The organism is Bacillota bacterium (assembly GCA_023511485.1).
Lineage (GTDB): Bacteria > Actinomycetota > Aquicultoria > Aquicultorales > Aquicultoraceae > CADDYS01.
Genome location: JAIMBH010000014.1, coordinates 45789 through 65870, shown reverse-complemented (window position 1 = coordinate 65870; position 20082 = coordinate 45789). Strand labels below are relative to the sequence as shown.

Here is a 20082-nt window from a genome sequence, read left to right as displayed (position 1 = left end):
AAAGACAATGCGAACAGCTGGTAAAAAGATCTTCAATCCCAAGCGGGCACGGCAACCAGCAAATAAAAGATACCTTGGTTTTCCAAGAAATGTTTTCTTCCTTGGATTAACTTCTTTTTTTACGGATATATCCACCGAGATGGTCTACCCAGTAATTCCAATATTCTTGACGACGGTTCTTGGGGCTCCAGTCACCATTGTTGGTCTTATCGAAGGCGTTGCTGAATCAACAGCAAGCATTCTTAAAGTCTTCTCCGGTTGGCTTTCAGACCGGCTTCATGGGCGAAAGAAACTAACCGTGGTAGGATATGGGCTTGCAGCTCTTGGCAAACCGATACTTGCCCTATCTTTTATTTGGTGGCAGGTGCTGATCGCCCGGTTTGTCGATCGTTTTGGAAAAGGCGTAAGAACCGCACCTCGAGACGCTTTAATAGCAGATTCAAGCAGTAGCAAAGAGTATGGTAAATCATTTGGCTTTCACCGAAGCATGGATACTTTGGGTGCTGCGCTTGGGCCTTTGTTTGCCTTTGCAGTGTTGCCGCTACTTCATAATAATTTCAGGGCATACTTTGGCCTGGCAATCATCCCGGCATTTATTGGGGTTGGAGTCCTTGCTTTATTTGTAAAAGAGAAAGCAAGAGCGATTAAGCCCAAGGGTATAAAACTCAGCCTTAAACCTTTTAACAGACAATTCAAGCTGTTTTTAATGGTAGTGTTGCTATTTACGATAGGTAACTCAAGCGATGCTTTTTTAATTTTAAGAGCAAAAGATGTTGGTGTCTCAATAGGATTAATTCCACTCGTCTATTTTGTTTTTAATATGGTTTATGCGGTTTCATCAACACCTATTGGCTCTCTATCTGATCGAATTGGAAGAAAGAGGGTAATTATTGCTGGATACTTGATATTCTCCTTAGTTTATCTTGGCTTTGCTTTGGTTAAAAGCCACTTTGCTATCTGGCTTCTATTTGCCGCCTATGGCCTGTATTACGCGTTTACAGAGGGTATCTTTAAAGCCTTTACTGCCGATATTGTCCCCACTAATTTACGAGGAACGGCATATGGCTTTTTAAATCTGATTCTTGGTATTGCGCTTCTGCCCGCAAGCCTTATCGCCGGATTCCTCTGGGATAAGATAGATCCAAGTGCACCATTTTTCTTTGGTAGCGCTGTATCGCTGTTGGCTTTAACCTTTTTTACTCTTTTAATTCAGGGTGATGGCAAGAAAAGATTACCGCGCGAAATTGAAGGATTACCTGAAGCTGACATATAAGTGTGGGAGCTGTCGATGATTATATTTTGCCCTTCTTGTTGGAGTGAATGTAAAGCGAAACAAAAGGTTTGCCCTACGTGTGGAGCCGACCTTGAGAGTCTTGATAGAAGAGGGTTTAGTGAAAAGCTCATCTCGGCATTGAGGCATCCAGAGCCGCTAACCGCAGTGAGGGCAGCTTGGATTTTGGGCCAGATTAAAGAAAAGGCGGCAGTACCACAACTGATAGAAGTATTATCTTCATCGCAAGACCCATATATCCAAGAATCGGCAGCTTTAGCTTTAGGAAAAATTGGGGATGGCAAAGCCTTTGATATTCTTGCAAAGAAGCTCTCGGACCCGCGTGCTTATCTCATTGTGCGTCTTGCTGCAGCAAAAGCACTCGAGATGATTGAGGGACAATGATTTATTTTGACAAAATAAATATGGGTAGCTACGGATTGGATAAGAAGTAGGTTTGGCTAGCATTTAATAGAAGTGGTTGAAATGTGGCAGGGGATGAGCAAAAATGAATAGTAAGTAAGAGATAACAGGTTTATTAATAAAACTGGGTTCGTAAAGGGTCGGCTATGTTCTTTCAGGTTGCTGGTATCCATGTTGCACCATGGATACCGCCGCTAGTAGCTTTTACAATTTCATTTTTTACCTCGATGGGTGGTGTATCGGGAGCTTTCTTACTCCTCCCTTTTCAAATGTCTTTTCTCGGATACACTAACCCTTCTGTTAGCTCTACCAATCAAGTATTTAATATCGTTGCTATCCCGAGCGGTGTATATCGTTACTATAAAGAGGGCCGTATGGTGTGGCCGCTAACCTGGGTTGTAGTAGCCGGTACGCTTCCGGGTGTACTTATTGGCGCTATCGTACGCGTTAGGTATCTGCCCGACCCAAAGAATTTCAAGCTCTTTGCTGCGGCAATCTTGCTTTATATTGGCGTTAAAATGATTCGCGATTTGTTAAGCAAAAGTGCTGGTGCCTCGGAAAAAGAAAAAAGTGAAAAGCGGTTCCAGGAACTCGTGCGCAATTATCGCAAGGGAGCTGCTGAGACTGCCGACGGTGGGGCTTTGCAGGCTATTAAGGTCACGCATTTCAATTCAAAAAAACTTGGATACACATTTTATGGTCAGCAGTTCGACGTTTCGTTCTGGGGTATTTTCGCTCTCAGTTTCATTGTAGGAATCGTGGGTGGTATATACGGCATCGGTGGTGGTGCCATTATTGCACCGTTTTTTGTCTCATTCTTTGGCCTTCCGGTCTACACGGTAGCGGGTGCCGCACTGATGGGAACCTTTGTCACATCAGTTGCAGGTGTTGCTTTCTACCAGGCTATTGCACCGTTTTATCCTGAGATGTCGGTAGCTCCAGATCTACTACTTGGTATCCTGTTTGGACTCGGCGGCATGGCCGGAATGTATCTTGGCGCAAGATGCCAGAAATACGTTCCGGCAAGAGCAATTAAATGGATGCTAAGTGGGATTATCATCTTTACCGCTTTTAAATACGTTGTGGATTTTTTCCATTAAGAACCGCTATTTGCTAAACTATCTTCATCCACATTTTTTATTTGAAGGTGAACTATGCCTGAATTTTTTAAAGTTGTAACGCCTCAGCAGGTTTTTGATATGATGGCCGGGTTTTCGAGATTGGCGTTTGAGAGGATAGACCTGGAACATTCTCTAGGGCGGGTTCTTGGGCTAGATGTTGTTTCAAAAGAAGACCTGCCGCCTCGGGCAAGAGCAACAATGGATGGATATGCAGTGCGGGCAGTGGATACATTTGGAGCTTCAGATACCGTGCCAGCACTGTTTAAAACTGTTGGACGAGTCTCCATGGGGTCTCTTCCTGATATGATAATTGCCCAGGGCCAGGCGGCAGAGATTCCTACAGGGGGTTTTCTACCCGAGGGAGCAGATGCAGTTGTTATGGTGGAATATACCAACCCTGTAGCTGATGGGGAAATTGAAGTGACCAGACCTGTAACAAAAGGCGACAATGTGCTAGATAGAGCAGGAGACGTTGCTCTGGGTGAGGTTGTACTGAAGGCAGGCAAGCGGCTTAGACCGCAAGACATTGGCATATTAGCGGCACTTGGCATGGTCAAAATCTCCGTCTTTAAGAAACCTAAAGTCGCCATTATTTCGACGGGTGATGAGATCGTCCCGGTAATGCAAACACCATCTTTGGGACAGATAAGGGATATCAATAGCTATGCTATTCGCGCATTGGTTGAAACTGTTGGCGCGGCGCCGATTTCTTGTGGGATTATTCGGGATGAGCCGAAGCTTTTAAAAGGTTCACTTAAGAATGCGCTTGATACGGCAGATGTAGTCGTTATCTCCGGTGGCAGCTCTGTAGGTGAACGGGATTATATTGTTGATGTCATAAGCAGCTTTTCCCAAGCGGAAATTTATGCGCACGGCATCGCCATAAGCCCAGGAAAGCCGACATTGCTGGCAGGTGTGAGCGGGAAACCTGTTTTTGGACTACCAGGGCATCCGGTATCTGCATTAATTGTAGCTCAAGTATTTGTGTTACCATTTATAAAATATCTAGAAGGTGAAAATCTTGTTAAGGAACCTTCGGGGCAGCGAGTGAGCGCAGTACTTGCTACGCCAGTGCACTCACCGCACGGTCGTGAGGATTATGTTAGGGTGAAGCTTATGCGCAGAAATAACCAGCTATTGGCTTACCCTGTTTTTGGAAAATCCGGTATGATGTCTACTCTTGTTAAGGCGGATGGTTTCTTCGTTGTGCCAATTCACACTGAAGGTATGGCAGATGGAGAAGCTATCGACGTATATCTATTTTAAGAAGGGAAAATGGAGCGAAAGAAGAGAGTATATCGCAAGCTAAAACCTTTAGACGAGGCCAGGCAGATTGTTATCGAAGCCTTTAAGGATATTCGTGTTGGGACAGAACAAGTGCCTGTGCGAGAATCCCTGGGGCGCATATTGGCAGAACCTGTAGTTGCGCGAGAGTCCGTTCCGGCCTACCATGCTGCCGCTATGGATGGTATTGCCGTTAAAGCTTCTGAGACGTTTGGAGCTCTGCCTGAAAAGCCAATCATTCTTCCAAAGGGTGGCCATACTGTCATGATTGACACGGGCGATCCCATGCCGGAAGGCTTAGATGCTGTGGTCATGATCGAAAAGGTCGAGGAGACAGAAGAGGGCTGGAAAATTCGAGAAGCAGTTTACCCATGGCGAAATGTGCGTAAAGCTGGAGAAGATATGGTTAAGGGAGAAATCATCCTGCCGGCCCGACACCGTATTCGCGCTTTTGACCAGGCTGCAATGCTTGCTGCTGGCATCTACACGGTTAAAGTCATGCGTAAGCCGAGCGTTCTTATTATCCCAACAGGAAGCGAGATAGTTGTTCCTGAGGAAGCACCTGAATCATTACCCAAGGGTGCAATCCTTGAGGTTGACGGGCAGATGCTGGCTTCAATGTCTGAAGAGTGCGGCGCAAGTGTGAGAATCCATGAGCCGGTTAAAGATATTGAGAGTGAGCTCAAAAAAGCTTTGAAAGAAGCTTTGGCAAAGCAATACGATCTAATTATGCTAATAGCCGGCTCTTCTGCGGGTACTGAAGATTTCACACCTCCCCTGCTTGAGAAAATGGGCCGTTTGCTTGTCCATGGCGTGACAGTAATGCCGGGCAAGCCAACCTTAATAGCAGAAGTAGAGGGCAGACCGGTTGTTGGTATACCGGGATATCCTGTGTCGGCTGCAGTAGCCTTCAGGGAATTCGTGCGGCCTCTATTGTACATGCTTCAAGGGATTGAAGCCCCTAAGCCGGAAAAAGTTACTGTTGCGGTTGGGCGAAAGATACCTTCTAAACTGGGACTTGAGGAGCATGTGAGGGTTATTATTGGAAACGTAGGTGGAAGACTTGTAGCCATTCCTCTTGCTGGAGGTGCTGGAGTTATTTCATCTATCGTACGTGCTGATGGGATCATTCGTATACCGCAGGAAGTCGGCGGTTTATCTGAGGGAGAAGAGACTGAGGCAGAATTACTTTCTTTGCCTGAATCAATTAGCGGCAGGCTTGTGGCCATCGGCTCCCATGATCTGACCATAGACCTTATTGGCAGCATGCTCAAAGAAAGAACTGGCGGCAGAGTGCAGATCTCATCCAGCAACGTCGGAAGCCTTGGAGGGCTTATTGCCTTAAGGAAACAAACGGCGCATTTTGCAGGCTCTCATCTCTTAGATGAAGAGACAGGAGGCTATAACGAGTCGTTTATTAAACGGTACCTGCCCTCTACTCCAGTTAAGCTGGTTACCCTTGTGCACCGCTGGCAGGGATTTATGGTTGCCGCCGGCAATCCAAAAAGCATCCAGAACATTCAAGACCTCAAGCGTTCAGATATTGTCTTTGTTAACCGCCAGGCCGGTTCCGGTACACGTATTCTTTTTGACTACGAGCTTCGCAAAGCTGGTATACCTGCTGATACCATTGCTGGTTACTACAACGAAGAGTACACACACATGAATGTGGCAATGGCTGTTGCCTCTGGGGCTGCCGATGTTGGCCTCGGGATTCTTGCTGCTGCTAAAGCCCTCTCACTAGACTTTATTCCCATTGCAAAAGAGAGGTATGACCTAGTAATTCCCAGCGAGTATTTGGAGGACGAAAAGATTCAGCTTATGCTGCAGGTTATTCGCTCTGATGAATTTAAACAGCGAGTTCTTGCAATGGGTGGATATGAGGTCGATGAAACCGGAAAATTTGTCAATTAAGCGAAGAAGCTTTAAATTAAGAATCTAGGCGCAATTGCAAGAAAAGATAAAATGATCTATAAATAACAGAGCATACGGTCAAAAACATAGCAAGAGGTTTCAAGAATGCTAGATAACTTAAACCAGGTTCAGCTCGAAGCAGTAACGCACAGTGAAGGACCTTTGCTTATCTTAGCTGGCGCGGGGAGCGGAAAAACTAGGATATTAACCCACAGAATTGCTTATCTTATTAAAGAGAAAGGCGTAAATCCACTTAATATACTGGCGATTACATTTACAAACAAAGCTGCAAATGAGATGAAGGAGCGAATTGCACATCTGGTTGGTCGGGTTAGCCGGGCAATGTGGATAAGCACCTTTCACTCCGCCTGTGCAAGGATATTGCGCCAAGAGATCGATCGTCTCGGCTATAGCAAGAGCTTTGTCGTCTATGACAGCAATGACTCCAAAAGGTTGCTAACCTACTGTCTTCGGGATTTAAATCTTGACAGCAAACGTTACCCGGCAAACAAGATAGCAGTCGCAATATCCAATGCAAAAAATGAGTTAATAGATGCCGAGACTTATGCCGCACGCTCGACAACTTATCTTGAGCAGACGATTGCTGAGGTCTACAAGCTATACCAGGAAAGGCTATACCAGAGCAACGCGCTTGATTTTGATGATTTGATTATGGTTACCGTAAACTTATTCCAGGCATTTCCATCGGTTCTTGATGCATACCAGGAGAAATTCAGGCATATATTGATCGATGAGTACCAGGATACCAACCTTGCCCAATATGAGTTGGTAAGATTGCTTGCAAACAAGTACCGCAACCTCTGTGTCGTAGGAGACGATTTTCAGTCAATCTATAGATTTCGTGGGGCAGATATCCGAAACATTCTTGAATTTGAGCGTGATTATCCGGATTGCCGGGTTATTAAGTTAGAGCAGAACTACCGCTCAACTAGGACTATCCTGCAGGCGGCAAACAGCGTGATGCAAAACAACCGTGCCCGCAAGCCGAAGCACCTCTGGACGGAAAACGATGAAGGCGAGCCGATTGTATGCTATCAAGGAGAAAACGCGCACGAAGAGGCAGCGTTTGTCGCAAATGAGATCGAGCAGATGGTAAAGGATAGGGTACAGTATAAAGAGATAGCCGTCTTTTACCGCACCAATGCCCAGTCCCGCGTTCTGGAGGAGATTTTCCTTCGCTACGGTGTGCCTTATAAAATAGTGGGAGGGCTTAAGTTCTATGATCGTGCAGAGATAAAGGATGTCCTTGCATATCTGCGTGTACTTTCAAATCCAAATGATACTGTAAGCTTAAAAAGGATAATAAATGTGCCTAAAAGGGGAATCGGCGATACCACTGTTGCAAAAGTAGATGCCTATGCGTTAAAGAACAACATAAGCTTTTACCAGGCCCTAAACAACGTCGACGAAATCCATACTCTATCAACCGGCGCACAGAAAAATGTTAAGAAGTTTCTCGCCCTAATGGATGAACTTCAAGCGATAAGAGAAAAAGAAACGATTGAGGGGCTCACAAGAGCCCTGCTTGACTGGACAGGGTATCTATCTGCTTTTGAAAACGAGGGCACAATTGAGGCCGAGAACCGTGCGGAAAATGTAAAAGAGTTCTTGGGGGTAATCAGGGAATTCGAAGAAAACCGCAATTCTTGCGGGCTTGACGAGTTCTTAGAGGAGATATCTCTCATCACAGATATTGATAATTACGATGACGATAATAACGCTGTTACCCTGATGACAGTCCATAACGCGAAAGGGCTTGAATTTAACATCGTTTTTATTGTTGGGTTAGAAGAAGGCATCTTCCCGCACATTCGTGCAATGACAGAGACAGACGAGCTGGAAGAGGAGAGACGCCTCTTTTATGTCGGTATAACTCGCGCTATGCAGAAACTTTACCTCTGCTATGCCTGGTCAAGAAATCTCTGGGGTGGCGTGAACTACAACTCACCATCTCGCTTTTTGCATGAGATACCACCAGAGCTTATAAAGAATGCCGACCAAAAGGTAGATGTCAAGGCAAAGCCGCCGTCTCAGGTTGGTATTTTTTCTATTGGAGATAACGTCCACCATAAAAAGTTCGGCGAAGGCCGCATAACTGGCGTCAAAGGCGAGGATCAGGTAACTGTTTTCTTTGTTACGGAGGGCGAAAAGACGCTTCTTTTAAGCTATGCTCCACTTGAGAAGAGATAGCAAGGGCGGGGCCGATTTTTAAGTTCAATGCCGCCGGCAAAGAAGGAAAGGCTTACAGACGGTCTGAAGCTAGTTTTTAACTCTTTTGTTATAACCTTAAGCTGTGCGAATACAAAAAGGTTGCCTTAGAGTCCATTTTTCTTATAACATATGCCAAACGGCTAGTATATAATTAATAGGCAACCTTTTTATGGGACACCGTATTTTAAGTAAATCAGGCCAAATCTATCATCTGGGGGGAAAATGAAGAAGCGACTAGCGGTATTAACAGTAGCAATTTTTGTAGCCTTAAGTTTAGCTATCTCAGGATGTGCTGGAAAATCAGGGGGCGGCTCAACAGAGGCAGGTAACGAAAAAGATGGAGCGATCAAGAAGGGTTCATCAGTTAAAAAAGATCTGGCACTTGGAGATCTAATCTCAAAGGGTCAAAAAATTGATGGTATGTATTATGAGTATGTGGTTGATGCTGTGGGGCAGAAGATGGAAGGCAAGGTTTGGATGACAGGCAAGAAAATGAGAACCGAGGGTACATTCCTCGGTCAAAAATCAACTGTTATAGTCGATGGTGAGAAAAACGTTGCCTATATGATCGATGAAGAAAATAAGAAGGCGATGAAAATACCTATGGGTGAAACCAGTAGTTTACCGGATAAGCCGACCGATTATCTAGAAAATATTGATATTAAAACAGCCAAGTCTCTGGAAACTACCACCTATAACGGTATTAAGTGCAGGGTAATTTCCATACAGGTATCCAACGACGAAACTGGCAAAATCAACACAAAGATGTGGATTACCGAGGACAATGGCTTACCTGTTCGTATAGAAGCCTCTTTGCCAGACGGCAGCAAGATGGCCATAGATTACAAGAATCTAAAGGTGGGAAAGCAGCCGGCAGAGATGTTTGAGATTCCAGCTGGTATGGAAGTCACTGACTTAAGCGAATTTCAAAAGCAGCTTCCCAATCTACCTAAGCAATAGCCGTGTTAAAAACATATCCTATGGTTGAAAGAAAGGGTCTGAAAATTGGCCCTTTCTTTTTTTTGAGAAAATATATAAATGTACAAATGAGCTATTGACTAAATAGCGTTTAGTAGTAACATGATAACTAGGTTGCTAATTTATCGTATTGATATAAAACGCTAGTAAAGCAATTAAGCCAAATGTGGCATTCAAAGCAATAGGAGTAGTAATGAGCGAGCGACTAAAATGGGCAACGGTTGGCTTCATTTTGATGTTCATCTATGGGATAGTAATATTTGCTCTGGGGCCTTTCTCGGGGCCATATACAAATCCACCCAATGATAAGATATTAACTCCCGTTTCTATTTTTTTACTCGGATTAGGCTCAGCGGTTGTCGGGATGATATTTTCTCTATTGCTGCGATGGTTTTATAGGAGAGAGAGGGTTATTGCTGTTTATGCCGGTGCTATTATGGTTGCGCTAGTACTTATCCTGTCGCTGATTGATGGGCCTGTACAAGGCGATACTGACGTTGCTAGGATATTTTTAACTTATTATTTACCCGGGAGCTTAATATCTATACCTTTTCAACCGTTTATTCCAACACCTGCTATATTCTACTTTATTGTTGTTACGTTTTCCTGGCTAGGCTGGGGCCTTTTGGGGTTGTTTATTGGCTATCTATTGGATAGATTGCGAGCAATGATAAGAAAATAAATTTAAATAATGGAGGGGCGCCAATGTTTAAGGAATGTTGGCAAGTATTACGACAAATACTTGCTCTGGGGATTGTTTTATCTCTTTTAACCTCATCAGCTTTTGCTGCAAGCTATTATGCCGGCGACGGACACGTGCATACTTATTTATCCGGTGAGGTAGCACTCACTACCGGTGCGACGATTGACCGATGGGTCAATGTGGCAACCAAAAAAAACCTAAACTGGTTTTCGGTTACAGATCATAGTGACCTTGTTTTAAATAATAAGTTGTTTAAGGACGAGCTAACCATACCCGAGTGGTCTATTTTGCAGCAGGAAACTGGGAAAAATTGGGGCACTCCTGTTCTTTTAGGGGAAGAGGTAACGGTTGGTAACGGAAAGGATCTGAAAACCAGGGGCCATTTTCTTACTTACAATATCAATGAGCCAATCCAGGTTTTTAACAGATCAATAGCCAGCACGCAGGCAAAAGGATCGACTCCACAATATCGCAGAACAGCTTATGAAATATTTCCTGATATAAGAAGCCAGAAAGGATTCGGTTTTATTGCACACCCTTACACCAGCATATTGCCGTGCGATACCTGGCAGGTTTGGAGTAGTGTAACTAATAATCTAGATGTAGTAAAAGGGATGGAGCTTTTTAGCGCCGGTAAATTTCAAGGCAATGCCGCCTTGAAGAAATGGCAGGGATTTTTAAGACAGCAGAGGCCTTTTTGGGTTGTGGGCAACAGCGATACTCATAATGTATGGCAGAGATTAATCCCACCCTTTATGGCCTCTTCCTATACGTCCATTATTGCTAATAATAACTCTGAGTCAGAGATTCTAAACGCGCTGAAAAATGGTCGCGCAGTAGCCTCAAATGGCCCTTCTCTACACTTTAATGTTAGCGGTAAATATCCGGGCGATTCTATTAAAAACGTTGCCATTGGGAGCAAACTTAAAGTGAATGTTTCCTGGAGTTCTGCTTCTGCGTACGGCAATCCGACCAGAATCAGGATATATGATCAGACAAGAGACTTAACGGGTGCAGGTACCGTTTATCCAATTAGCGGGCTAACTGGAAGCATGAGTCTTGATTACGAAGTAAAGGGTAAAGGCTATATTCTTGCTAAAATTGAGACCGATAAAGGTAAGATGGCATATACCAACCCAATATTTATTAAACCGTCTGGGACACAGCCTGCGTTCTCAGGTAGCAATATATCGGTAGCCTTGATCATAGACAGCAGCGGCAGTATGGACTGGAATGACCAAAATGGTTTACGAAAAGAGGCAGCAAAATATTTTATCGATCTTGCTCGGCCAGGGGATAGGATCGCTGTTATTGGTTTTGATACAAGCGCTTATACGCTTGCAGGATTAAGAGAGATAAAAACCAATGCAGACAGACAAGTGTTAAAGGCTGCTGTGGATAGGATTGGTGCTTCAGGCTCGACAAATATCGATGCCGCGCTAAAAGTTGCGTTCAATGAATTACTAAAGGATGGCTCTAGCAACAAGAAGTCAGCTATCCTACTAACTGATGGTTCACATAACGTTGGGGTCTACACTAACCCCGAAGTGCTTTTTAAAAACAGAGGGTGGGCTGTTTTTACTATTGGTCTGGGCACGGATACCAATCCAGGTCTTCTCAACAGTATAGCCTTGCAAACTGGAGGCCGGTATTTTAGCACTTACACCCCAGGTGGAATAAGCGAGATTTATTTCGATTTATCGCAGGTTCTGCAAGGTGGGGTTTCCATCTCTAAGATGAGTGCCAGTATCCAGAAAGGACAAAAAATTGAGAAGATTGTTTACATATCTTCAAATAACCTGCAGGCCACGTTTAACACCCGTTGGACAGGAAGCGATGTTGCCTTAACGCTAGTATCTCCGGATGGTGCGGTAATAGATTGCAACACAGACGACCCGGATGTCTCTCACATAAAAGGGCCAACTTATGAGCTCTATCGTATAGATAATCCGATGCCGGGTGATTGGAAGATATACATGGAGGGGGTCGATATTCCGCAAGGTGGTGAAGAAGTAAAACTTGACGTCTCAGGTATTGCTGAGACTCCGCCGGAAGTAACCATCGGTTCTCCGCAGGATGGGCAGGTTGTTAGAGGCATAACTTCTATTGCAGCCCAGGCCAAAGACGATAAAGAGATCACCGATTTTGAGCTCTACTTAAATGGCAATCTTGTAAAGACCGCCGATACTACGAGCACATCCATGTCGACGATAAATTACACCTGGGATACACTGGGTATTCCCGATGGATATTACTATTTTGCAAGCATGGCGTTTGACTCGGAGTCTGCCTCAGGTCAAGAGGGGGTGACTTTAATTGTGGATAACGTTATGCCGATTGCCGATGCTGGAGAAGACAAAAAGGTTCGTGAAGGCATTGAAGTGGTCTTTGATGCTTCTGGCTCTAAAAATGTCGATTGGTTTGGCTATTACTGGGATTTTGGCGATGGTATGACTGAAACCGCAGCTGGTCCAATAATTAGCCATACCTATAACAAAAAGGGAAAATATACAGCAACGCTTACAGTAACCGATGAGGCGGGCAACACGGCAACCGATACTATTGATATCAAAGTGTTGAATATGCCGAATAGCCCCAATCTGCAAGATGATGGTAAGGCACCGGAACCCCCAGAAGGGCTGAAATACAACCTAAGTGACAAAACCATACATCTTGTCTGGAGTCCGAACAAGGAGAAGGACCTTGCAGGATATAATATCTATAGAGTAGATAGTAATGGGGTAACGAAACAACTGAACGGCTATCCGGTAATCTCAGTTCAGTTTAAGGACGATATAAACCAGCCGGGTGAAAACTATTCATACTATGTAACTGCAATTGATGTAGCAGGTAACGAAAGCGAGGCATCAAATGTGGTAACCCTCGGTATTCCTTGAAGATGACTTTTCTTCTTGACCAATGTTATAGTTGATGATGCAGCTACTGTAGCTGCATCATCAACGACTCAAAGGTGATAAGGATTAAGATTTATATTGTTTCGGCTGGAGGGGCACCGGCTGTCACACACCAAGGAGAGCGTGTTTATCAGCTAAAATTCGACGAAGGCTTTGCACAGCGGTTTATAAAGCATCTTAAAAACGATTATTTGTCATTCTGCACAGCGTGCGGTGAAGATTGCATATTCTGCCGTGACGGTGTAGTTGAGGATTTATCAGATAAGATTGCCGGGCACCTGAAGATGCCACTTCTTACTGACCAATTTATAGACGAGCCGGATGATTTTTTGCCAGATGAACTGCCAGCTCACGATGTTACCATAGCGATAAATATCCATAGCGACCTGCTGCTCGAGCTACCAAATCTTGCAGTAAAAGCGGGGAGCAAAGCCTTGATTGTACCGGTTGAGGATCCTGATTGGCTGGGTAACTGGACAAAGGGCAAGCTTGAAGAAAAATGCTTTGAGCTTGGCCTTGAGTTTGCCGCACCAAAGCCGTTTTGTAGCCTGAATCCCGGCGACTACACTTACATAAAGCAGTTTATCGAGGAGTTTAAGATAGGTAGACCAAAACTCGACTTGATAATAAAGGACGGTGTTATCGAACGAGTTGATGTGCAGGTTAGTGCACCATGCGGCGCAACTTATTATCTAGCCCGTATTTTCGAGGGGTTGAAAGCTGATGAGAGAATCATTGAAGTTGCATGCAAGGGTCTCTCAAGCTACCCATGCACCGCAAGTACCAAAGTTGATCCCGAATTTAAGGATAGCATTACCCACAAATCAAACTACATAATGATTGATATATTAAAAGAGATGCTCGTCGGCATATTGGCCAATCCGGTTGAAACGCAATAACCTATCAACGCGGGGTTTGATATGCCCCGCGTTGATAGGTTATGATATTTATATAATGCCTTTAAAGGGCCGTTACCCTAGTTTTGTACTTTGAATTTCCAATTACCGATCCTTAACTCCGCTGCACCATTGAATTTAGAGATAACCACATCTTGGTCTTGCGTGATCTCGGACGGCATAAGCCGTATGATGATTTCCATAAGGTCGTCTTTACTGGCAAGGCATACACACTTTGTCTCATAGTCAAACTCGTATTTACTTATACCGGCATCTTTCAGCATTTTCTCTACTTTGATGACACTCCAGGTGTTTGTGGGTTTTACCACTGGAAAAACCTTATCTAAGATTCCTCTTAAAATCGCTGTTCTTGCCATCCTTGCCACCCCCAGATCTGGCTCTACGCCTTGCAAGCGTTTTAAGCCTGTATTTTTTGTCATGTTGATTATCTTATTAAATGCAGAGTTTGATAATAAATATCTGGCAAACGTGCACTAAAACTGGTAAATGGGTGTCAGTAAAAGGTAAGCGGTGCATAAAAATGCCTGTCCACATGCCTAACCATTCGCTTTACCGTTGACTCTATCAGAAACGGGCTGGTATTTACTGTAAACGGCGATTCAGCAGTGCAGCCATTTCACAGAGTGATCTCAGCTCGTAAGCTTCAACCTCATAACCTTAAAAATGGAAACGTGGTTTGTTGATAATCCGAGGGTATAGATAAATTTAGACAGAAAGAGGAGGTGTGGTATATGGCCAGGCCAGAGAGGGAGCATGGGCAAGAGCCTGCAGCTAGGCAGCCCGCAGAAGAAAGATATGTAGAGAGGCCAGCAGTCCCTGTGGCCAAGCCGACCAGTACTTCGGCTATATTGAGCTTTATCCTTGGCGTACTTGCCTTAATCGCCGATATAATCAATGTTGGTGGAGTAATTGGTCCGGTTGCTGGTATATTCTTGTCCGTTTTGGCGATAGTTTTTGGAGCTATTGGCATAGGACAGGCATTTGCCGGCACTCATTCGGGTGCAGTTTGGGCGGTTATTGGAGTCATCCTTGGATTAATCGCGTTAGTATTAGGCGTTTTAGCGGCTGTATTTGGGTTTGTTGTATTCTCGGTAAGGTTAGTTACTTAATCTTAGGTTAATCGCCTCGGAAATAGACATCTCTTAATAAGGGACCTAAAAATCCCCCGTGAAATAACGGGGGATTTGATTGTTCGCCACAGTATATTTATCTATTTATCCGACTACCTCGTATCCGATATCCTTCATTTTGTCCCTAATATTCTTCTCAGTAAGATAATCGGTATCGTAGGTCACAGTCACCTCTTTGCTGTCCTTATCGACAGAAACGCTCTCAATGCCGGGAGTCCCCTTAAGCCCGCCAGTGATCGCCTGCACGCAATGATCGCAGCTTATTGCCGGTGAAACTAGTTTTGCTGTTGTTTTCGCCATAAAAATCATCTCCTCACTGTTTATGCCACGCTGAATCAGTTTTTTAAACTCTACATGAACCCCTTCTGGCTGGTCTCCACAGTCTTCTTTATGGCTGCTTCAAGATGGGGCGGAAGCCCCATTATGCTTACGTCGAGAAATCCTCTGATGATTGTAGCTTTAGCCTCGTCTTCGCTTAAGCCTCTCGCCATCAGATATTCTATTTCTTCCTTCGCAATCTTGCCGACGGCGGCCTCATGCGACATTTCGACATCGGCGACACGCCCCTCTATTTCGGGAACGGCCGAGACGATGCCTGTCTCGGTTAATATAAGACCGTTGCACTCCATATGGGACTTGACGCCCGGGACTTCACCAATCATATGCCCTCGCGAGATAACGGTTCCACCGGTGCTGATTGTTCTTGAGATGATCTCGGCTTTAGCTCCGGGAGCCCGAAGATAAGTTCTGGCCCCGCTATCTACATGCGAGCCCTCCGGCACTGCAATAATTGAGTTAAACCGTGCCGTTGAGTTTTTGCCGATGAGATATGCGTTTGGGTACATCTGAAGCGATCTTGCCCTTTTAAGCAAAATGTAATTAGATAGAAAAACACCGTCTTCTTCAATGATCACACCAGTTCTTGGCCGTACTGCCACATTTTCATTCCAGCCATGAATCATAGTGAAGGAGACTTTTGCGCCTTTCTTTACGAAGAACTCGGAGACCCCAAGATGGATACCCTCTTTGACATGTGGGCCGGTCGTGCAGCCGGTAATTATATGAAGTTCTGAGCCCTCTTCGGCGATGATGATGTTATGCACGTTTTGCGCTACTTGCTCCTCGCGTAAATACAGGCATGCCTGTAGCGGGAAGGTGGTTTTAACGCCGGGAAGCGTTCTTATAAAGTAGCCGTCGTTTTGGTGCAGTTCGACATGGGCTGTGTACTTATCCTGGTCGACCGCAACAGCTTTCCACCAATATTCTTCAAGCCAGTCGTATTTTTCAAGGGCTTCCCTGGTGCCCATAACCTCGACGCCCTCCTGCGTTGAGCGGCGGTGTAAGACCTTGGTATCGTGCTGGACAAAACTTCCTGAGCGCTGCTCTGCACTGGTATCGACACCAACTGCGATAAGTTGTTCCTTATCCTCTTCGGGAAGCGTCTCGAGATCCTCTACGTACTCGTGCCTATTTGACGGCTCAATATATTTTGCCAGGTCGATATCCTCGCCAAAGGCGGCTTTTTTATCTACTGCGAGCGTTGCACGCTCTTTTAACTCATCTAACAGCTTGTAGGACATAATGAGCACACCTCGTATCCGTTTTCTTTTATGTGTTGAAGCATCTCCCTTGGATTACCACCACAGGGGATAATTCCATCGATTAACAGGTGACCAACATCGGCATCTACATAATCCAAGATATATCCGGTATGAGTAATAATGAGCCCGGAGTTTACTCTCTGCCGCTTAAGGTCTTTTTGCAGCAGCTTGTTTATTGCGCCACCCAGCATAGCGATGTTCTCAAGGTCAACACCGGACTCTGGCTCGTCTAAGAGAACAAAGGTCGGTTTTTGTGCCATTAGCTGGGCAAGTTCTGAGCGTTTGATCTCGCCGCCAGAAAAGCCATCGTTAACATCGCGGTTAAGAAGGTAATCCAGATTGAGTTCTCTGGCGATCGCTTCCACATCGACTCCGTTTCCAGCCGAGAGCTCAATTAACTTGTGTGTTTTCAACCCTTTTATAGTGGGTGGACGCTGGAAGCTCATCCCGATACCTTTTCTGGCCCTTTCATGCAGTGGAAGGTGGGTAATGTCCTCACCGTTAAATAGGATTTGCCCGCCGGTTATCTTGTATTCTGGAAATCCCATTATAGCCATAAGCAGGGTTGTTTTACCGGCTCCGTTTGGCCCGAAGAGAACGTGTGTCTGTGCGTCGTTAATTTTAAGATTAACTCCGTGGAGAATTTCTTTACCGGAAACCTCAACCTTTAAATTTCTTAGCTCTAGCATCAGGTCTCCTTTCCTTGATGTCTGGTTATAATCTAATTATAAAGCATATGGCAATATACGGTAGGGGGGTATATAGGAAATTCAAAATTTAAATTGCAGAATCAAGAATCTTACGCAGCCCTTGCGCAGCTCCTTTGGGGAACTATCCTGAGCAAAATAAAGGGCGTGAGCTGACTCTTTAAAAAGCTGTGCTATGTTGCACCAGGTTTATGTATTTACGTAGAAAGCGAGGAATAGATGAAAGAACTTAAAACACGTGTGAAGTGGGTTGATGGAAGGCAGTTTATCGGTATTAATGAGCGGAATTCAGGCGTTGTTATGGATGCATTGATTGAGGCTGGCGGGGAAGGGATTGGCTTTAAGCCAACCGAATTGTTGCTCATATCTTTGGCTGGATGCACTGCCATGGATGTCATATCGATACTAGGGAAAAAGCGCCAGGTTATAACCGATTTTTCGGTGGAAGTTGAGGGAATACAGCGTGAGGATTATCCGCAGGCATTTGAGAATATAAAGCTTATTTACAGAATAAAGGGTGAAAATGTCGATAAAGCTGCGGTTGAAAGGGCTATTCAGTTATCTGAGGAGAAATACTGTTCGGTAAGAGCAACTTTAGAAGGCAATCCTGAGATCACCCACACATATGAGATAGAGCCTGCGGAAGCTCCAGATACATAATTAGTATCTAGATGCATAATTAGCAACTTGAGGTTTTATTGACAATAATCGCTAGATAAATAACTTTGTTGACAACCGTCATGGCTGCGTGCTAGCTTATTACAAAGGCACAAAGTGCCAAAAAATCGCCTAAGCTGAGAGGGGAATGAGTAAATCCTATATCAGCCGCTAAAAGAGACCCAGGTGAGGTGAAAGCTGGGGCGGTGTGCGGATTGAACATGGTCCCTGAGCTTTCGGAAGAAAGAGCGCATATGATGGCGTTCGAGTAGAGCCGGACGGTTGGCCAGCCGTTATCTGGTCTCAAGGGCAGCCAGTTTATGCAGTAAAAACCTAGCAGGCGCAAAGTATTTGCAGTTACTGGCTGAATTTGGGTGGTACCGCGGGAATATCTCTCGTCCCATTATGGGGCGGGATTTTTTTATTACCTGTGTCACGTACAAATATTAGCGTTGTAAGAGCAGGAGGTAGCATAAGTAGGCCGACATGAAATTAATACGGGGCGATAAAAACCTTAATTACCAAACAGTGCGATAGCTAATCCTACTTATTGCTTTCTAATTTCAATTCTTTGCATTGAAAGAATTGTTTTCAATGTGCGGGTGTAAAGGAGGTAAGTATGGCCGTTAAAAAGACTTATGAAGAAATCAATGAGAAGATACGGCGAGGCGAGGCGGTTGTTGTGACCGCCGAAGAAATCATTGACATAGTCAATGATGTGGGCGTTGAGAAAGCTGCCCAAAAAGTAGATGTTATTACCACAGGGACATTTGGCCCTATGTGCTCGACCGGTGCATTCATTAACTTTGGCCACTCCGACCCGCCAATAAAAATGACGAAGGTATGGCTAAACGATGTTCCGGCGTATGCGGGTCTTGCGGCGGTCGATGCTTATATCGGCGCGACTGAACTTTCCGAAACGGCGGGCATGATGTATGGCGGTGCTCACGTTATTGAGGACCTTGTCGCCGGCAAGAGAGTAAAGCTTGTATCCAAAGCTTACGGCACGGATTGCTATCCAAGAAAAGATATCGCAACTTTTATCCATAAAGACACACTAAACGAAGCGTATTTATTTAACCCAAGAAACGCATACCAAAACTACGCAATAGCCACAAACACATCGTCGAGGATTCTATACACGTACATGGGGACGCTTTTGCCGCGCCTTGGCAATGCCACATACTGCAGCGCAAGTCAGCTTAGCCCATTGATAAATGATCCATTCTACCGCACCATCGGGATAGGAACCAGGATATTTTTAGGAGGCGCTCCAGGGTATGTTGCCTGGCAGGGAACGCAGTTTAACCCAAACCAAGCCCGTGGTGAAAACGGAGTTCCAACAGCCCCTGCAGGTACACTTGCGCTAATCGGTGACTTAAAGAAAATGAGTACTGAGTTCTTGAGAGCAGCGACTTTCCATAATTATGGTACGACGATGTTTGTTGGTGTGGGAGTCCCGATACCAGTGCTCGATACGGATGTTGTCGAGAAAGCAAGTATTAGCGACAAAGATATCTACAGCACGATTTTAGATTACAGCGTGGAAAAACGCTCTAAACCAAGTTTAGGCAAAGTAAGTTATGCCGAGCTTAGAAGCGGAAAGATAGAAATAAACGGCAAGCAAGTTCGCACGGCTCCAATATCCAGCTATAGTAAAGCGAGAAAAATAGCTGCAACCTTAAAGGAATGGATCAAGCAAGGCAATTTCTATCTGCAGCAGCCGGTTGAAAACTTCTCACTCGACCAATCGTTTAAGCCACTTGAGATTGTAACTGAGGAGGGGATTTAAGTGGCAAAGAAAAAATACGTCCTCCACTTTCCAGAAGAAAGCGTTGAGAAGCCGATAACTTATCACCTGGTAAAAGACTTCAATCTTATACCTAACATCTTGCGTGCGCAAATTGATGAGAACGAAGGAACGCTTGTTGTGGATTTGACTGGCTCGGCTGAACAGATCGACAAAGGGATTAGTTTTCTAAAAGAGCAAGGTGTAGGGATTCAAGAGGCCATACAGGATTTAACAATAGACCCAAATCGGTGCGTTGACTGCGGTGCATGCACCGGCGTTTGCAAACCCGGGGCTCTTGCTATCAAACCGGATGATTGGAGGCTTGATTTTGACCTAGAGAAGTGCATATTCTGTGAGCTCTGTATAAACACATGCCCAACTAGAGCTATTAAGGTACAATTTTAGGGGCCAGGGGCCAGGTTTCAGGAACCAGGGTTT

General features: G+C 44.8%; 18 protein-coding genes and 1 other annotated feature. Of the genes, 14 read left to right on the top strand and 4 right to left on the bottom strand.

The genetic code is table 11. The features are described from left to right. The first annotated feature begins 7 nt into the window (after window positions 1-7). The 10 genes from K6T91_06320 (at window position 8) to K6T91_06275 (ending at window position 13739) form a co-directional block, all read left to right on the top strand. Complete coding sequence (locus tag K6T91_06320; GenBank protein ID MCL6472412.1) at window positions 8-1273, top strand: MFS transporter; 1266 nt, start codon at window positions 8-10, stop codon at window positions 1271-1273. Window positions 1274-1288: 15 nt separating this feature from the next. Further along, complete coding sequence (locus K6T91_06315; GenBank protein ID MCL6472411.1) at window positions 1289-1675, top strand: HEAT repeat domain-containing protein; 387 nt, start codon at window positions 1289-1291, stop codon at window positions 1673-1675. Window positions 1676-1839: 164 nt separating this feature from the next. Beyond that, window positions 1840-2793 carry a sulfite exporter TauE/SafE family protein gene (locus tag K6T91_06310; GenBank protein ID MCL6472410.1) on the top strand — a complete coding sequence of 318 codons (954 nt, stop codon included), beginning with the start codon at window positions 1840-1842 and terminating at the stop codon, window positions 2791-2793. A gap of 54 nt (window positions 2794-2847) precedes the next feature. Next, window positions 2848-4080 carry a molybdopterin molybdotransferase MoeA gene (locus K6T91_06305; GenBank protein MCL6472409.1) on the top strand — a complete coding sequence of 411 codons (1233 nt, stop codon included), beginning with the start codon at window positions 2848-2850 and terminating at the stop codon, window positions 4078-4080. A 9-nt stretch (window positions 4081-4089) separates the two neighbouring features. Beyond that, window positions 4090-6012, top strand: a complete 1923-nt coding sequence (locus K6T91_06300) for a molybdopterin biosynthesis protein (GenBank protein ID MCL6472408.1) — start codon at window positions 4090-4092, stop codon at window positions 6010-6012. A gap of 105 nt (window positions 6013-6117) precedes the next feature. Beyond that, the gene (gene pcrA, locus K6T91_06295) at window positions 6118-8223 is read left to right on the top strand and encodes a DNA helicase PcrA (protein ID MCL6472407.1); all 2106 of its coding nucleotides are present in this window, start codon (window positions 6118-6120) and stop codon (window positions 8221-8223) included. Window positions 8224-8466: 243 nt separating this feature from the next. Continuing rightward, window positions 8467-9204, top strand: a complete 738-nt coding sequence (locus tag K6T91_06290) for a DUF4412 domain-containing protein (GenBank protein ID MCL6472406.1) — start codon at window positions 8467-8469, stop codon at window positions 9202-9204. A 211-nt stretch (window positions 9205-9415) separates the two neighbouring features. Further along, window positions 9416-9904, top strand: coding sequence for a hypothetical protein (locus K6T91_06285; GenBank protein ID MCL6472405.1), 489 nt, complete (start codon window positions 9416-9418; stop codon window positions 9902-9904). 23 nt (window positions 9905-9927) lie between these two features. Continuing rightward, window positions 9928-12822 (top strand): CehA/McbA family metallohydrolase, encoded by a 2895-nt coding sequence (locus tag K6T91_06280; protein ID MCL6472404.1) that lies wholly within the window; start codon window positions 9928-9930, stop codon window positions 12820-12822. A 74-nt stretch (window positions 12823-12896) separates the two neighbouring features. Further along, window positions 12897-13739, top strand: a complete 843-nt coding sequence (locus K6T91_06275; protein MCL6472403.1) for a hypothetical protein — start codon at window positions 12897-12899, stop codon at window positions 13737-13739. 77 nt (window positions 13740-13816) lie between these two features. Here K6T91_06275 and K6T91_06270 read toward each other — a convergent pair whose 3' ends face one another. Continuing rightward, a complete protein-coding gene (locus K6T91_06270; protein MCL6472402.1) occupies window positions 13817-14113 on the bottom strand; it encodes a hypothetical protein in 297 nt (98 codons plus the stop codon). 375 nt (window positions 14114-14488) lie between these two features. Here K6T91_06270 and K6T91_06265 point away from each other — a divergent pair, with 375 nt between their 5' ends. After that, window positions 14489-14866, top strand: coding sequence for a hypothetical protein (locus K6T91_06265; protein ID MCL6472401.1), 378 nt, complete (start codon window positions 14489-14491; stop codon window positions 14864-14866). A 105-nt stretch (window positions 14867-14971) separates the two neighbouring features. Here K6T91_06265 and K6T91_06260 read toward each other — a convergent pair whose 3' ends face one another. Genes K6T91_06260 through K6T91_06250 form a run of 3 tightly spaced genes read right to left on the bottom strand, consistent with a single transcriptional unit; the run spans window position 14972 to window position 17177 of the window. Beyond that, window positions 14972-15187 carry a cation transporter gene (locus K6T91_06260; GenBank protein MCL6472400.1) on the bottom strand — a complete coding sequence of 72 codons (216 nt, stop codon included), beginning with the start codon at window positions 15185-15187 and terminating at the stop codon, window positions 14972-14974. 50 nt (window positions 15188-15237) lie between these two features. After that, entirely contained in the window at window positions 15238-16467 is a 1230-nt protein-coding gene (locus tag K6T91_06255) for a SufD family Fe-S cluster assembly protein (GenBank protein MCL6472399.1), read from the bottom strand. Further along, window positions 16449-17177: an ABC transporter ATP-binding protein gene (locus K6T91_06250; GenBank protein ID MCL6472398.1), complete on the bottom strand. Its 729-nt coding sequence runs from the start codon at window positions 17175-17177 to the stop codon at window positions 16449-16451. Before K6T91_06250 ends, K6T91_06255 begins: the two co-directional genes overlap by 19 nt. A gap of 237 nt (window positions 17178-17414) precedes the next feature. On the opposite strand from K6T91_06250, the gene K6T91_06245 reads away from it, so the two are divergent. From K6T91_06245 to K6T91_06235, 3 genes are all read left to right on the top strand, one after another. Next, window positions 17415-17855 (top strand): OsmC family protein, encoded by a 441-nt coding sequence (locus K6T91_06245; GenBank protein MCL6472397.1) that lies wholly within the window; start codon window positions 17415-17417, stop codon window positions 17853-17855. A gap of 127 nt (window positions 17856-17982) precedes the next feature. Beyond that, window positions 17983-18258 (top strand) — a binding site (T-box leader). 213 nt (window positions 18259-18471) lie between these two features. Continuing rightward, on the top strand, window positions 18472-19644 hold the full coding sequence (locus K6T91_06240) for a homocysteine biosynthesis protein (protein ID MCL6472396.1): 1173 nt from the start codon (window positions 18472-18474) through the stop codon (window positions 19642-19644). Further along, the gene (locus K6T91_06235) at window positions 19645-20049 is read left to right on the top strand and encodes a 4Fe-4S binding protein (GenBank protein ID MCL6472395.1); all 405 of its coding nucleotides are present in this window, start codon (window positions 19645-19647) and stop codon (window positions 20047-20049) included. Window positions 20050-20082: the final 33 nt, after the last annotated feature.